Genomic DNA, 13,232 nt, shown 5'->3' on the forward strand with positions numbered 1-13,232 from the left:
CTACTTATGCTGCCTCGTTACTAAGATCTTTTAGGATGTCGCCCAAAATGTCGTCACGTGACTTTTTGGGTGCCATTCCTGCCATCAGGGCGGCCTGGTTCGGGTCCTGTTCGGCCGAGGCCGAGATGTTCAGCAGGGTTTCCTTCTGCTCGCGCAGGAAGTCTGCCAAACCAGCCCGGACATTTTCCAGTACCGCCGCGATTTGGTTTTCCTCGATGTCTTTGGTGATCGAGTTTGCCTCAGACGCAATCAAGCGTGTGTAGTCCGCGGCATAAGCCTCGAACCCTTTGCGCTTTTGCCACCAGCGCCGCCACCACGTGCTTTGCAAATCCAGCGCAATTGTGCGACCGATGCCCAATGGGGGCGGGACACGCGGCACAATGGGCGCTTCGATGCTGAATTCACCCAGGTGATTACCCAACAGCTTTTGATACAGCGCTTCGACATCTGCCGCAGCAGCGTTATACAACGCGCCGGCCTCTTTACGCATTGCACGGGCAAAACTGAAATAGGCCGCCTTTTGCAAGGTACGAAGTCCGGCCGGGTCGTATTGCCATGTGCCTTGCTCGCCATTCTGTTCAAGATGCGCAATCAGCGAATCCGTCGCGCGTTTGACAAAGTTGGTCTCGGCCGAATTCAAACGTTCCAGCACTTTTTCACGCAGCGAAGTGGTCAGTTCCGCCGCCTTCTTTTCGTATTCGTCAGAGACCCTGGCAATGGCCTCTTCGGCGGACACACCGTCCAGATCGCGGACAACACCACCCCCTTCGGACAGGGTTTTTGCAACCGCTGTTGCGCGAATCTGACTGGCAATGTTTCGGGCCCGGTGGCGCACCTTGTCCAACAGGCGCGTTCCCGCGCCCTCGGCGATGCGTTCATTCATGGCAAGCAGCAAGTCCGGCAGACCGGACAGTGCCCAGATTTTATCAAGCGACGGGGCCTGATCGCCAAACCCGGCGGCCAGATAGAATGTGTTCAGCGCCTGGCGCGACTCTTCAGTCAGGATGTCGGGATTGCCGGTCAGGGCGGCCTCGGCCCACAATGCGCTGCCAAACACCACACTTGTGTTGGTGTCGATGTTGTTCTGCTTCAGAGTGTCCAGAATCCGGTCGCGGATTTCGGGAACCTGACTGACCGGATCAGCCAATTCGTCGATCCGGTTCACAAAAAGAATGATCTGACGGTTTTCGAACTGCGCGATGATCCGCATCAGCGCCATATCCATGGTCGTCAGGGCCTGGCTGGCCGCCAGCACAACCACACAGACCTCGGACCCGCGCAGGCTGCGAAGGGTGATCTGCTCGCGCACCATGAAAGTGTCGTTGACACCAGGCGTATCGCACAGCTTCAGCGAGATCGGGTATTGCGGAATGTCCATAAACAATTCGGCAGATTTGGTAACATCCGCAAATCGACCGGTTTTCGGGTTGATATCAGGGTCATCTTCGTCGCCAAGGCAGACATAGCGCTGGATCAGTTCGTCATCGAAATAGTCATACTGATGGCTCTGGCCTAGAATCAGGTCGAAATGTTGGCCCAGCCGAGCCTCGGACTTGTTCTTCATCTCGCCAATCTGTCGGCGGATATCGTCCATCTCGTCATCCGCACCGGCGCGGTTGGCCAGCTCACCCAAACGGCCGCCGCCGACCATCAGGTTGTCCCATTCTTCCTGTTCGAAGAAGGTAAATTTGGAGCGTGTATCGCCTTCGGTGCGGGTATTGATGTTCAGCGTGGTCACTACCGAAGTCCACGGGTTCACATCCGAGGGCAGCAGAGCAGGGCGCCCAGCCAGGATGTTCACGATCGAAGATTTACCGGCCTTGACCTGCCCGACCAGCGTGATGCTGGCCGTGAAATTCTCCATCCGCGTCTTGAGGGTCGCAAGCCGCGCCGAGGACCGCGCATCCGCCACCTCTGTCAGTTGGTCAATCTGTGTGGACAGCGACGCAATGGCCGAGGTCATCGGCGCCAGTGCTTCGTTGCCTACGGACAGAAGATGGTCGTTGCGGGCCATGGTTAGCCTCCGGTTCCAGTAGCAGCGATGTGGGGTTGGATCTGACTGTCCGGGGTGCTGGTCAGGATATCAATGCGGGCAATCAGGTTCAGCGCATTGCCAAGAATGGCAGCTTCGGCCCCCGGTGAAAGGTCATCATAGGCCTGGGAATCTGCAAGGACTTCGATTGAGCTGAAATGCTCGCTGTTCTCAAGGCAGGCAACACTGCGCCCGGTTGGAAACCCATCGGATTTCGTTTCAGGCAATGGCATGCGCGAGTTCGCAAGCAGATAGTGCCCCCCGGAACGGGTGCGAAGTGAAACGCCAAAGCCTGTATTCGGATGGTTCCTATTCAAGGACTTCAGTTCACCAAGAAAACTTTCACGGGCAAGACCAAGTGCGTCTTGCTCTGCAGCAGCGGAGTTCATCATATTGGTCACGGTTCAGACCCTTGTTCTGGAGTTGAGCAAAAAAACTCGTACGGTGCCCGGAAGCAAAAAGACTCATTAACTCCCTGCGCCTATCAACTACTGGCAAGGCGGTGTTATTTTGACGCGAATAAGATTTTTTGGCGTTTGGAATGTGGCGCAATTGTGGTCCCCATCCCTCAACTCCTTGCAACCTTTGGCAGTATGACAGAGTTCCCGGCCCGGAAACCCCCGCACGGTATAGCGGCACTGGCGGTCGTTGAGTACGCGCCTTCTTGAAGGAATTTTTCTGTCTAACTCTATATTTTATTTAGTTTTTTAAAAAACCTGTGTGTAATCACACTCCCAACAACGTCCGATCAATCAAGCCGTACACCGAGCGGGTTGCCCTCATAAAATTCCGCTCAGTATGACAAGCAACTCAACGTATAGGTATCTTTAAAAGGCACATCTTTTTTTGTTCACGATATAGATACAATAAAATCGAACAATTCGAGTATTTCGACACAAGATCCAATCTACTTCTGTATCCAAAGAACCCGGGTTTGCAATTCACGTTGGCTTTGCGCCCTTGTCCGTTCGTGGCGGCCAGTTACCCCAACGCATCCACGCGCCGCATTTGGCGGAGCTGCTCTTGCATCTGGTACGTGTTCAATAATCTTTGCCGAGCCGCGATTTTCCCCCTCGCGCTTAGCGGCAAGCTTTGCTATTGAGCGCGTCAATCCGGCTGACCTGGCCGGTGATGCGGGTGTGGCGAAATTGGTAGACGCACCAGATTTAGGTTCTGGCGCCGCAAGGCGTGGGGGTTCAAGTCCCTCCACCCGCACCATTAACTCATATTAAATCAAATAATATCAAATAGTTAAGATGAGTGATGTAACTTTAGCCCCACTTACCGTCCAACTATTTGGCTTTGATAGCCCGTTGTGAGTTCCGTGTTGAATTTCAGGTTTTGTCAGGTTCGCCCTCAGTTTGAAGGTGGATACCTATCTCTCACCGACAACCGGCAGAAAGTGGCAGAAAGCCCGGATTCTTTCCGTGATATCGGAAAGCCTGCCGACGCCCGTCACCGCACCTGGACCTGATCCGGGGACGACACGATAATCTGCGGCTTGCCTCTGTAGAGCTCAATCTTTCCGCTGATTGCGAGAGTTTGGCCTTTGTATCCATAGACGCGTGGGAACTTGTGGGCGTTCTTTTTGAATATGACAACGTAGAATATATGGTTAGGATAACGGCCACCAAAGTTGATGAACGTCGTTCCCTTGCCGCTGTTTGAAACCTGACTGACGACGCCAACAACTGAGGCGCGCTTACCTATGTGGTTGATAGCTTCGCGTGGTGTGATTTCGTCAGCGTATGCCGCAACGGCTAGCGCTAGTGTCAGGACAACGGAGACACAGAACTTGGGTAGCAGGTGCATTGAACCACTCAAACAGAATTAACCTATTGGGCAATCATAAGCGGTGGCTTGGGCAGAATTGTGGCTGGGGAATTGCGGATTCCGAGAGTTTCCCCAGCACACGCCCTGGCATTCTATTCCCGCTTTTTGGTCTTTTGTTGCTGCCGGAATAACAGGGCAGTTCATGGCTACAGCCAGAGCGCATAGGCTGTAGCGGCGGCGGGTAGCGCAAGGAACCAAACCCAAAGATATAGTTTCGCGTGAACGGTAAGGGCGTCCTTGGAAGCTTGCAGTTCACGTGCCGAATTAATGAGTTCAGCAGACCGCTCTCCTAGATCCCTCGTCGGGTTCTCGTCCGGGTTCTCGCGTAGCTCCTTTAGTTGCTTCAGGTAGCTTTCAATCTGCAATATGTAGAACTCAAGTTCCGAAACTGTTTCATTCTTGTCTGAAAAGAAACTCATGTTCGAAACCATCTTCTTTGGGTGGTTCCATTTCTGAAAGCTTTGAAAGTCACCGTACCAAGATAGCAAGTGGTTCAAAGCGAGAAACACCAGCATAAAGTTTGTTGCGGCCTCTATCTGCGCGGTCTCGAATGACACGCCGAGCAATTTGAACTCTTCTAGGTTCACGTCGAGGCGGACTGACAGTATCTTTGCAAATGCGAGAGCAAATAGACTTCGGTTTGAAACATACGTAGCTCTGGAAATCAGTTCTTGCCCTTGAAAGTTCACGATGGCCTCTTTTTTGCTGCTCGTTCCAATCAATGGCTTTAGTATCGTGATGATACAACGGAAGATTTAAGCTTGTGAAATAGTCAGAGGGGTTGCCGGTGCACGAAACCGTCAAAAAAATGTTGCAGTTGGTTGCCGGTGGATTCCCACTGGATAAACCAATCATTATTGACGACGGTAGCGGCTGTCCTTCGGTGGTCGCATTCTTTTCGGATCTGGAACTAGATGTCTTCATGCTTCGTTTCGTTGATGATGGTGCTGTTGAACTGGTCACCGATGATTACGAGCATGTAGCATTCACTGCCGATATCTTAACTAGTATTGAGTTCATGATAGAAGATGCCGACGAGCTATGGCGAACGCTGGACCCTTTTTGGAGTGACAAGAAACAGCACTGGGTCGGCTGGGAACATCTAGCCACAGCGCCCGAAAACATCGAGTGATGTTACCGCACACACCGTTATTCCCCGTTAGAAAACGGCTCCGATATCACTGCGTTAAGTGAAACAACCGGCCCATTTCTGGACCGGCTGCAAGCTGGGGCATTCAGCTTAGTTCACGATACCATTCATTCACTTCATCCAAGTCCAGACAGTAAGGCGTGTAGATGAGATGGACAACGTCGGCATCGACGCAGGCCACCGACTCTATTGGGATGGTGAGCAAATTGTTACCCAGCAAGTGCAGCGGTTGGCTTGGTTTGAGCGGGCATTCGGTGCGCTGGCAGTTCTGGCTGCCGTGTGCGGTGTCTTCATCCAGGCTTGGTCATGGGGTTGTGAACTGCAATGGCTGGACTCTAACCATTGCCCGCCAATGATTTCGCAGGCGGAAAGACCTTAGGGTAAGCCTGAAGAGTTCACCGGCACGTGGAAAGGACGAAACTACCGGCGCGGCGTGGCTAGGAGTCTGATTGTAAACTTTGTGATTTTCTGCGCGATCCTTGCGTGTGCGATTTACGTCGTCCACTTAAAAGACGAGGCTCGGAATAATCCCAGAGTTTGGACTTTGGGTTCACAATAGGGAGTAGCTGGTGGGGTCAGAATTTGGCGACAAAGCTCTTGAGGCATCTAGCTTTTTGAAGGCCATATCTCATGAGGATCGCCTACAGATTCTGTGTTTGCTACTTGGTGGCGAAAGGTCGGTGAGTGAGATTCAAACAGCATTGTCGTTGAGACAGGCCGGAGCGTCCCAACACATTGCTCGCCTTCGCCTTGAAGGTTTGATTGCTCCGAGACGGGACGGAAAGAACATCTACTACAGGATTTCAAACCAGAGGGTGGCTCCAATAGTAGCTATTTTGCTTGAGGTGTTTGGTTCAGAAGCGGATTAAGCCTTCTTCTTCTTCTTTCTAACTACGGTGCGCTTTGCAATCTGTTGCTCTTCGGGCATTTCAAAAGCGATATACTTATCGAGGTCTAGACATCTGCCTTCAACTTTTACGCTCTGTTTCTTGAACTTGGCTTTCACACGATAGAAGTACGTTTTTGTCGCGCTGTCCTTGACTGCGATTTCTATTGTTTGCTCCTGTTCTGGATACGTAAAAGCCCCACCCCAATCTATTTCACTATATTCACCGTGCCAGCATTCACAGGGTCCGGCACAAACAGGTTCAAGTGCAACTATCTCTTTTTCTATCATGTCTTTAAGCGTACTCTTAGCCAACGTTTTTGCACGCCTAATTGGGGCATTTCCGGAAATTACACTGCCGCCAGGTGCTGACGCGCCATTGTCATAATCGTATTCGCTTGTTTCCGTAACGCCGCCATTAACAACAACTCGCTTGAACGGTTTCGCGCCATCTACACCTGATATCACTACCGTGTAACCGCGTTTCAAACGAAATCGTCTTACGAAGCAGCTTTCTCGTTGCTCGCAATCAGCCATTTACAATCTCCAAGATGAATCCAATTATCTGTCGAGAGTAACATAATTGAAAAACAGCACCAAATTGACCCATCAAGGCTCAAGAATATAACAACTAAAGTTGTTTGACTTGAAGAACTTCGGGACAGTGGTTTCTTATTTCGCACACGGTCTTAGCTTAACTGCCTACGTCGGACCTCTCACCCTCACCGGATAGCACGATTTGCATTTTGTCGGCGTCGAAAGGCTGCAGTAGTTCAAACGCTTCCTCAGCGCTGCCGTTCATCCATTGCTCATAGTCTTCCGGATCCAGGATCACGGGCATTCTCTGCGGATGTATCGGTTTCACGATTTCATTGGCTGAGGTGGTGATGACGGTATAGGTCTCAGTCTCTTCCGGCCCTTCCTTGCCCTCGTACCGGGAAGTTTGCCACATGCCTGCAAAAGCGAACGGAGGGCGGTCCTCATCCACGTTGAGCGCGAACCAATAGTATGTTGCTGGATTGCGGCCCTTGGCTTCACAGAACGAACTGGCGGGCACCAGGCAACGTCTTTCCTCGAAACTCCATTTCCACAGCCCACTGGATCGCACTTTGTCGTCTCTGGCGTTGTTCCATGCGCCGGGCTGGATGATTGCGCCCGTCTTTTTGGACTTCTTTGTCGTGCGAAAGCCCCAACTCAAGGGAACCAGTTCACGCGACCCATCCTCGTCTTTTCTGACCACCGGGCCCATGTGTTTTGGGTAAATAGCAGGGAGGGGTTCGGCATTCCCAAGCCTGTTCTTCTCCGCTGCTACATCGAACAGACGGCGCATCGCATCGGCGGGGATCATGTTGGAATACAGGTTGCACATCTGACAGACGGTACGCGCCAAATACGGTTTGGACAAGTTCGATATGTTCGCTAAACGTTCCGCATGACGGGCTGGCCCTACCGAATCCCCTTTGACCTTTACGAAGAGCTTGAATCGCGCCGCGTTGACGATTGGCAAGCGGCCCTGCGTGCATGGGCCAAGAACCACGGCCTAAAGCTCAAAATACAGTGGTGGGCGCAATTAGAGCGCAAAATTTCCGAACTGCATTCTATGCGCTTCACTGCAAAACCACAGGATTACTGGGCAGTGATCCGAGAATGGCTAGTGCGGCACGAGGTGCCTATACCGGGTAGATTTCCGGGTTGGCCCGAACAGGGTTCAGTGCGTGGGCATGAAACATGAGTGCTGGCAACATCCCCAGAAAAAGCGAGTAGCCTAAAGGGAAAGGATGCGTCGAACTGATGATCCTGCCCGACCCAAATACCAATACGTGCACCATCAGGAGTATATTGGTTGAAGGAAGGGTGGTTGAGGGGCTGGACGAGGGGGTAAGCGCCAGCCCCTCACTCAAGGGGGTATACGGAGTGGTAGTCTTTATCCGTTAACCAATACGTACCTGTAGACTCATCTGATCGATATTGGGGAAACCCCTTAGTGCAGCACGTGCTGTCAAAAGGCTGTGGGACACACCCGAAATGGCGATTGAGGTTTGTTGTTCTGTTAATGAAACAGCCACATTTTTAACGTTTCCCCCTATTACACATCGGGCGCGGCGCGCCTTGAGGGAGTTTGCGATTTAGAAGAGGGGGTATGAGTTCGGCGCGTCGTGCCCCGGCTTCTCAGGATATTACCCGCAATTTGTCTCAAAATTTTTAACTGCCTGGGTGGGAGTGTCTGTCATTCTAGGGTGCGAGGTTTATCTACATGGAAGCAATTAAGGCGCTACACAGCACACTTTTGGGTGCGAAACGAGAGTTGGATTCAGGCACGAAACCAAAAGAACGGCCACTTCGAACTTTACCCCCAAGCTTGCCGCCATGTCCCCCTGAGCACATTCTTCTTCCAGACAGTCATGTATTGGCCGAGTTACCTTGCACGCGGTATTGGCACGAGGAAAAGAGAAAGGATGTAAACGGTCTACCCGCTCCGGGGGTTCCACATTGGTTGCGACGCTTTGATTGGCTGGTTGGTTGGGAACATGGTTGGGTACAATCTGGGTTTTTTCCGAGGCATGTTTATTGCCACCCAAACGCCATGACGGGATTGCTGAGCTATTTGAAGGATAGTTTTCAAGAGAGAAACCCAGGCTCTTTCCTCGTAATTGGAGGTGGAGATACGCCGTTAAGCAGTCAAAGCAGGAGCACTATTCGGGGCCTGAAAAAGTACTTCAGGGATATTTATTACGAAGCCTTTGATCGGTCTGTGCTTGGCGTGAAAATGATGCCAATTGGCCTGCAAGAGTTTTACATTCGCGGGTTTGAGAAGGACCTCCGTTCGGCAGTTAGGGCAAAGCCGCAAAAGACTCGCCTTGCTCTAAGCTCATTTGGAAAGTTCTGGCCAGGACTCGAAAAAACAATTCCCGATAGGACAAGTGCAAAAGAGTTCGCGGCAAGTTCTGACTTCATAACATGTGGCCCTTTTGCCCAACCTGAATACTACGAAGCGTTGGCCACGCATCATTACATGATTTGCCCACTTGGCAACGGTGTGCAGGCTCCAAAGATAATGGAAGCGTTCCTGTTTAGGTGTATCCCGATTATGACAGATAGTTTGATGGCGAGAACTTACGCTCACAAGGGCGCGCCAGTTCTTATCGTCAAAAACTGGAGCGACCTGAATCAAGAGCTTCTGGAAAAAAGCTTGCCCATTCTCAGCGACCGAGCGAACAGTTTCTTTGACGTTGCGAGTGATCCCGATAAGTGGTGGGAGTTTTCCTTTGAACGCTCGCCTACGACCGACCATTTTCAGAGCCAAAGACTAGATGCTCAAGCTGACGAGCCGCGCACACATGATCATTGATGGCTTTTCTCATCAGTTGGGCCTCGCGGCTTCGCATGCAGTGCTTAGTTTGCTTAGACAGCTCAACACATCTCTGAGCCACTTCGTCATCAACGCGTCCGTCTAAAATTAAAGCGGCGATTGTCACGGGGGACGCGCCCGAGGTCAGGTCACACAGCGGTGTGCCGCGAATTCGCTCCGCCACGGCATGAAGTTGTTTCATTAACTCAGAAGTAGCTCCGCTTTTGGCAACCGACTTGGTTACCTGCTGGCTTTCCAACGCTGCCAATCGGTTTCTGATGCTCATTTCTGTGCCTCCAGTGCTTTCAGTCTGCGTTCGTAATCGGTTGTCTCCAGCACCCGGCGGTATTGATCGACCAGCCCCATGACAGTTGCGCCCTCCAATGGGGTCACCTCGCCATCAGAGACAGCCTGTAGAACCGCCTGCGCGGCCTCTGAGGCATCCTCAGCAGAACCTATCGGTGGAAGGTTGAAGTTAACTGGAGCGTCTTTCCTGGTGGGCGCTATGCGTTCCAGACACAGGCGCAAGGCTGTACTGTCGCCCTCAAGTGCCATCTCGACCGCTTTTTGGGTGATTTGCTCAGACTGACCCTCAAGCAGTTCCTCAACAGCCCGTAGAACAAGTTGAACGATAGCTTCGTTCGCTGAGCCGACATGCTAGGTGTTATGAAGGCATCGAACCTGACGGAAAGCATCAGATGTCCGCTCCGAGCCCTTACCTGCCATCGCGGTTTGGCTTCGATGCTGCGGGTGCGGTCGACAGGTTCCAGTCCAGAGCGGACCTCCAACTAGCAATTAATTTCTCAGGTTGGTTCCTACCGGTCGGGTTGGAAGCGGTCATTCACTGGCGGGTACGGGCGCAGTTTCATTGGCATGGCGAGACGCGACTTCATCGCTGATGCTGAGCACTATTACGAATGAGGCGAAAGAACCTGTTCCGCGATCCAGTCGAATACCATTCGAGGGCCGCGTCCCAAATTGGTCTGGTCCCGCGACATGACGTAGCCTGCGTCGCTTATGACTACATCATCTGTCACTTGCACCAGCGAACCTTTGTTGAGCAAGCCATCTATTAGACCGATCCAACCCAATGCGACCCCATCCCCTGCTAACGCAGCCTGAGTGACCATGTCGTAGTTGTTAAAGCTGATGTAATTTTTCTTTCTTTCGCCTGCAATGCCCAGACTATCAAACCAACCCTGCCAAGTTTGCCACTCGGCAGTGGCGGGTTTTGATAAACTTAGCAGTTGCACATCCAATAAGTCTGCAGAAGAGCGAATTGGTGTTATCTTTTCTAATAGCTGAGGACTGCAAACTGCTGCGACAGTCTCTTCCAGCAGTAGAATTTCACCAGGCTTAATCTCACTTCTGGGCGCTACATGGATTTGTATGTCGCAATCCGTGTCGTCCAAGCCTGGCGGCACAGTAGATGCCAGAATTTGAATCTCAATCTCGTCCCCAAGCTCTTCGCGCAAGTAAGCCAGACGCGGTAGCAGCCAGAACGTAGAGAAAGCGAAGTCGGCAGAAATCCGAACCCTTGGTTTGGATTTACGATCCAGTAAGGATCCAACCGCATAGCCCATTTGTGTCATTGCAGGTTTGACCACGTTGAGAAGCCTGAGCCCTTCATATGTTAGTGAAACGCCACGGTGTTCTCGCTTGAAAAGCACTACTCCCAAATCGATCTCCAAACCCTTAATCCGTTGAGAGATCGAAGATTGCGTCAAGCCAAGTGCTTCGCCAGCGCTTGTGAAGTTTCCATGTTTCGCGACCATTTCAAAAGCATAGAGTGCGACAAGGTTGCGGCTAAGATTGGTATTAATCTTGTTAATGTCATTCATAATTACTGAACTACTGCAAAACTACTCGAATATGTATCAAAAACTCTGTCAAAGGGTGTCTATTGCCGCCCGGACAAAAAAGAGACGGGATCGAGTCATGACCGGGTGGTGGCGCAATCAGACAACCCAGACTGCAAGAGCAATGCAGATGGGCATGGTGACTTCCCCAAAAACGTGGGTCAATTCCCAATCAACAGGTCGTGCAGGAACAGTTCAGCCTGTCGCTTCTCATTGCCTGGGTTAGGCAACACAATTTGCGGCTAGTCCAAACACGGCTTGGTGCTGAAGTCGCAACGATTTGATCTTGCAACCCGCTAGATCAACTACAGGGAGATGAAGAATATGGCAGTTAAGCCTCCACTATCGGAACTTCCGATAAAAACCGCTGAAAACGGTTTCTATCGGGGGTTCAGCGTCAACGTGACGGTAATCAGTAAGATCATTATCAGTTTACTGGTGGTCTGGTGTATTGTGTGGCCCACTCAAGCTGGCAGAATCTTAGGCGATTGGAACGCGGCTATTCTGGCTCAGTTTGCCGCTTGGTATATCTGGGTCGTAACCGCGTTTGTTATCGTTTGTATCGGGCTGGCAATCTGGCCGACCGGAGGGCGTCTTAAGCTTGGTGTCGAGGGGGAAAAACCCGAGTTCTCCAACTTCTCCTGGTTTTCGATGATGTTTGGCGCCGGGATCGGTGTCGGGATGCTGACCTGGGCCGTTGCGGAACCAGTCGCGCATTTCAAGAACAACCCATCAGTGATTCAAGGTATCACAACGGCGCTCGATGCGGACAACGTTAGAACTGCCTATGTGTGGTCCTATCTGCATTGGGGTCTTGGCGCATGGGCGTGTTACGCAATTGCTGGTCTGTCGCTGGCGTTCTTCAGCTATCGCCGCGGGCTGCCATTAACGATCCGGTCGTCGCTGACGCCGCTGTTTGGCAAGGCGCTGTCCGGTAACCTTGGTCACGTGATCGATATTGTGGCCGTTGTTGCCACCATCCTTGGCGTTGCTCAAACGTTGGGATTCGGGGTCGAGCAGTTCGTTGCGGGTCTAACGCGGATCGGTATCGGCGGGCTCGCGCATACGGATGGTTCGGCAACGACGCTTGGGATCATCGTTGCCTTAGTGGTCATCATGGGGGCCTCGACATTGTCGGCGTTGTCCGGAGTTGGCAAAGGCATCAAATGGCTGTCGAACATCAATATGGTGTTGTCGATCTTCTTGCTGGGCTTCTTTATCATCTTTGGTGCGACGTTCTTTGGTGCAAGTGCCTTCTTCGTTGGGATCTGGGACTATCTGGTAGCGCTGCCGTGGCTGAGCTTTAATGTTTATGCATCTGATGGTGTCGAAGGATCAGAATCCTTCCTGCTTGCCCAATGGCAGGGCTGGTGGCCGGTATTCTATTGGGCTTGGTGGATTGCCTTCGCACCCTTTGTCGGCTTGTTCCTTGCGCGTATCTCACGCGGTCGTACGATCCGAGAGTTTGTACTCGGCGCGATGATTGTTCCCTCGCTGATGTGCTTCGTCTGGTTCGCATGGGCCGGTGGCACAGCAATCGATCTGGAACTGAACGGCAATGCAAATGGTGTGATCCTGGATGCGGCGAATGGCGACAAGATTTTTGCCATGACCGAATTCATGCTAGCCCCAATTGCACAGGCTTTGGCCTGGGGTATGGCGGTAGTCATCGTTGTTTTGCTGATGACTTTCCTGGTGACGTCAGCTGACTCTGCGGTATTGATCGTCAACACGATCAACGCTGCAGGTGATGAAGGCCCCAAGGCACGCCCTCACATCGTGTTCTGGGGCGCTGCGCTGGCGTTGGTCGTCGGTGGATTGCTGATTTCTGGCGGCACCGGCGCAATTCAGACTGCAATGGTGATTGGGGCGTTGCCGTTCTCGATTGTGATGGCTCTTATGTGCATCGCTTTGATCAAGGCCATCTGGAATGATGGTCGGCGCGAGGCCGCAGGCGTTGCTACAACAATTGATCCGGAAACCTCGACGATGCCAGCGGAATAGGTATCGCTAAAACTACTGAGGCCCTGGTTAACATCTGGGGCCTCATTGTCCACGACACCCTTATCCATTAAAAATTGCTACGCGATGCATAAACGGCAGGAATGGGGTATCTGAACTTT

13 protein-coding genes and 1 tRNA gene are annotated in these 13,232 nt (G+C 52.0%); 6 read left to right on the top strand and 8 right to left on the bottom strand.

All coding sequences use genetic code 11. The features are described 5' to 3' along the window. Nucleotides 1-4: 4 nt before the first annotated feature. Both RUM8411_RS08035 and RUM8411_RS22985 read right to left on the bottom strand, forming a co-directional pair. Nucleotides 5-2,014, bottom strand: coding sequence for a dynamin family protein (locus tag RUM8411_RS08035; protein WP_085822183.1), 2,010 nt, complete (start codon nucleotides 2,012-2,014; stop codon nucleotides 5-7). Between the two features lie 2 nt (nucleotides 2,015-2,016). Next, entirely contained in the window at nucleotides 2,017-2,265 is a 249-nt protein-coding gene (locus tag RUM8411_RS22985; protein WP_234995167.1) for a hypothetical protein, read from the bottom strand. 900 nt (nucleotides 2,266-3,165) lie between these two features. Between RUM8411_RS22985 and RUM8411_RS08045 the strand changes: the two genes are divergently transcribed. Then, nucleotides 3,166-3,250: transfer RNA gene (locus RUM8411_RS08045), tRNA-Leu, on the top strand. 237 nt (nucleotides 3,251-3,487) lie between these two features. On the opposite strand, the gene RUM8411_RS08050 is transcribed toward RUM8411_RS08045, so the two are convergent. Together RUM8411_RS08050 and RUM8411_RS08055 are read right to left on the bottom strand one after the other, a co-directional pair. Beyond that, nucleotides 3,488-3,844: a nucleotide-binding protein gene (locus tag RUM8411_RS08050; RefSeq protein ID WP_085822185.1), complete on the bottom strand. Its 357-nt coding sequence runs from the start codon at nucleotides 3,842-3,844 to the stop codon at nucleotides 3,488-3,490. A 167-nt stretch (nucleotides 3,845-4,011) separates the two neighbouring features. Beyond that, nucleotides 4,012-4,554, bottom strand: coding sequence for a hypothetical protein (locus tag RUM8411_RS08055; protein WP_085822186.1), 543 nt, complete (start codon nucleotides 4,552-4,554; stop codon nucleotides 4,012-4,014). 98 nt (nucleotides 4,555-4,652) lie between these two features. On the opposite strand from RUM8411_RS08055, the gene RUM8411_RS08060 reads away from it, so the two are divergent. The 3 genes from RUM8411_RS08060 (at nucleotide 4,653) to RUM8411_RS08070 (ending at nucleotide 5,884) form a co-directional block, all read left to right on the top strand. Beyond that, entirely contained in the window at nucleotides 4,653-4,997 is a 345-nt protein-coding gene (locus RUM8411_RS08060; RefSeq protein WP_143534853.1) for a hypothetical protein, read from the top strand. A gap of 169 nt (nucleotides 4,998-5,166) precedes the next feature. Then, entirely contained in the window at nucleotides 5,167-5,394 is a 228-nt protein-coding gene (locus RUM8411_RS08065) for a hypothetical protein (protein WP_085822188.1), read from the top strand. Nucleotides 5,395-5,584: 190 nt separating this feature from the next. Then, nucleotides 5,585-5,884, top strand: coding sequence for an ArsR/SmtB family transcription factor (locus RUM8411_RS08070; RefSeq protein ID WP_085822189.1), 300 nt, complete (start codon nucleotides 5,585-5,587; stop codon nucleotides 5,882-5,884). Here the strand turns inward: RUM8411_RS08070 and RUM8411_RS08075 are convergent. Together RUM8411_RS08075 and RUM8411_RS08080 are read right to left on the bottom strand one after the other, a co-directional pair. Then, the gene (locus tag RUM8411_RS08075) at nucleotides 5,881-6,438 is read right to left on the bottom strand and encodes a hypothetical protein (protein WP_085822190.1); all 558 of its coding nucleotides are present in this window, start codon (nucleotides 6,436-6,438) and stop codon (nucleotides 5,881-5,883) included. The two genes, RUM8411_RS08070 and RUM8411_RS08075, sit on opposite strands and share 4 nt — an antisense overlap. A gap of 157 nt (nucleotides 6,439-6,595) precedes the next feature. After that, nucleotides 6,596-7,408 carry an SOS response-associated peptidase gene (locus tag RUM8411_RS08080; protein ID WP_234995168.1) on the bottom strand — a complete coding sequence of 271 codons (813 nt, stop codon included), beginning with the start codon at nucleotides 7,406-7,408 and terminating at the stop codon, nucleotides 6,596-6,598. 747 nt (nucleotides 7,409-8,155) lie between these two features. Here RUM8411_RS08080 and RUM8411_RS08090 point away from each other — a divergent pair. Beyond that, nucleotides 8,156-9,250 (top strand): glycosyltransferase family 47 protein, encoded by a 1,095-nt coding sequence (locus RUM8411_RS08090; RefSeq protein WP_159453871.1) that lies wholly within the window; start codon nucleotides 8,156-8,158, stop codon nucleotides 9,248-9,250. Nucleotides 9,251-9,532: 282 nt separating this feature from the next. Here the strand turns inward: RUM8411_RS08090 and RUM8411_RS08095 are convergent, their stop codons facing one another. Together RUM8411_RS08095 and RUM8411_RS08100 are read right to left on the bottom strand one after the other, a co-directional pair. Continuing rightward, nucleotides 9,533-9,805 carry a hypothetical protein gene (locus tag RUM8411_RS08095; protein ID WP_200818551.1) on the bottom strand — a complete coding sequence of 91 codons (273 nt, stop codon included), beginning with the start codon at nucleotides 9,803-9,805 and terminating at the stop codon, nucleotides 9,533-9,535. A 356-nt stretch (nucleotides 9,806-10,161) separates the two neighbouring features. Continuing rightward, nucleotides 10,162-11,091, bottom strand: a complete 930-nt coding sequence (locus RUM8411_RS08100; RefSeq protein ID WP_085822195.1) for a LysR family transcriptional regulator — start codon at nucleotides 11,089-11,091, stop codon at nucleotides 10,162-10,164. A 342-nt stretch (nucleotides 11,092-11,433) separates the two neighbouring features. On the opposite strand from RUM8411_RS08100, the gene RUM8411_RS08105 reads away from it, so the two are divergent. Further along, a complete protein-coding gene (locus RUM8411_RS08105) occupies nucleotides 11,434-13,113 on the top strand; it encodes a BCCT family transporter (protein WP_085822196.1) in 1,680 nt (559 codons plus the stop codon). The last annotated feature ends 119 nt before the right edge of the window (nucleotides 13,114-13,232 follow it).

The organism is Ruegeria meonggei (genome assembly GCF_900172215.1).
Lineage (GTDB): Bacteria > Pseudomonadota > Alphaproteobacteria > Rhodobacterales > Rhodobacteraceae > Ruegeria > Ruegeria meonggei.

Coding starts and splice junctions, on each gene's coding strand:
- RUM8411_RS08075 (WP_085822190.1), bottom strand. CDS start 6,438: ATGGCTGATTGCGAGCAACGAGAAAGCTGCTTCGTAAGACGATTTCGT.
- RUM8411_RS08050 (WP_085822185.1), bottom strand. CDS start 3,844: ATGCACCTGCTACCCAAGTTCTGTGTCTCCGTTGTCCTGACACTAGCG.
- RUM8411_RS08105 (WP_085822196.1), top strand. CDS start 11,434: ATGGCAGTTAAGCCTCCACTATCGGAACTTCCGATAAAAACCGCTGAA.
- RUM8411_RS08035 (WP_085822183.1), bottom strand. CDS start 2,014: ATGGCCCGCAACGACCATCTTCTGTCCGTAGGCAACGAAGCACTGGCG.
- RUM8411_RS08095 (WP_200818551.1), bottom strand. CDS start 9,805: ATGGCACTTGAGGGCGACAGTACAGCCTTGCGCCTGTGTCTGGAACGC.
- RUM8411_RS22985 (WP_234995167.1), bottom strand. CDS start 2,265: ATGCCATTGCCTGAAACGAAATCCGATGGGTTTCCAACCGGGCGCAGT.
- RUM8411_RS08065 (WP_085822188.1), top strand. CDS start 5,167: ATGGACAACGTCGGCATCGACGCAGGCCACCGACTCTATTGGGATGGT.
- RUM8411_RS08100 (WP_085822195.1), bottom strand. CDS start 11,091: ATGAATGACATTAACAAGATTAATACCAATCTTAGCCGCAACCTTGTC.
- RUM8411_RS08090 (WP_159453871.1), top strand. CDS start 8,156: ATGGAAGCAATTAAGGCGCTACACAGCACACTTTTGGGTGCGAAACGA.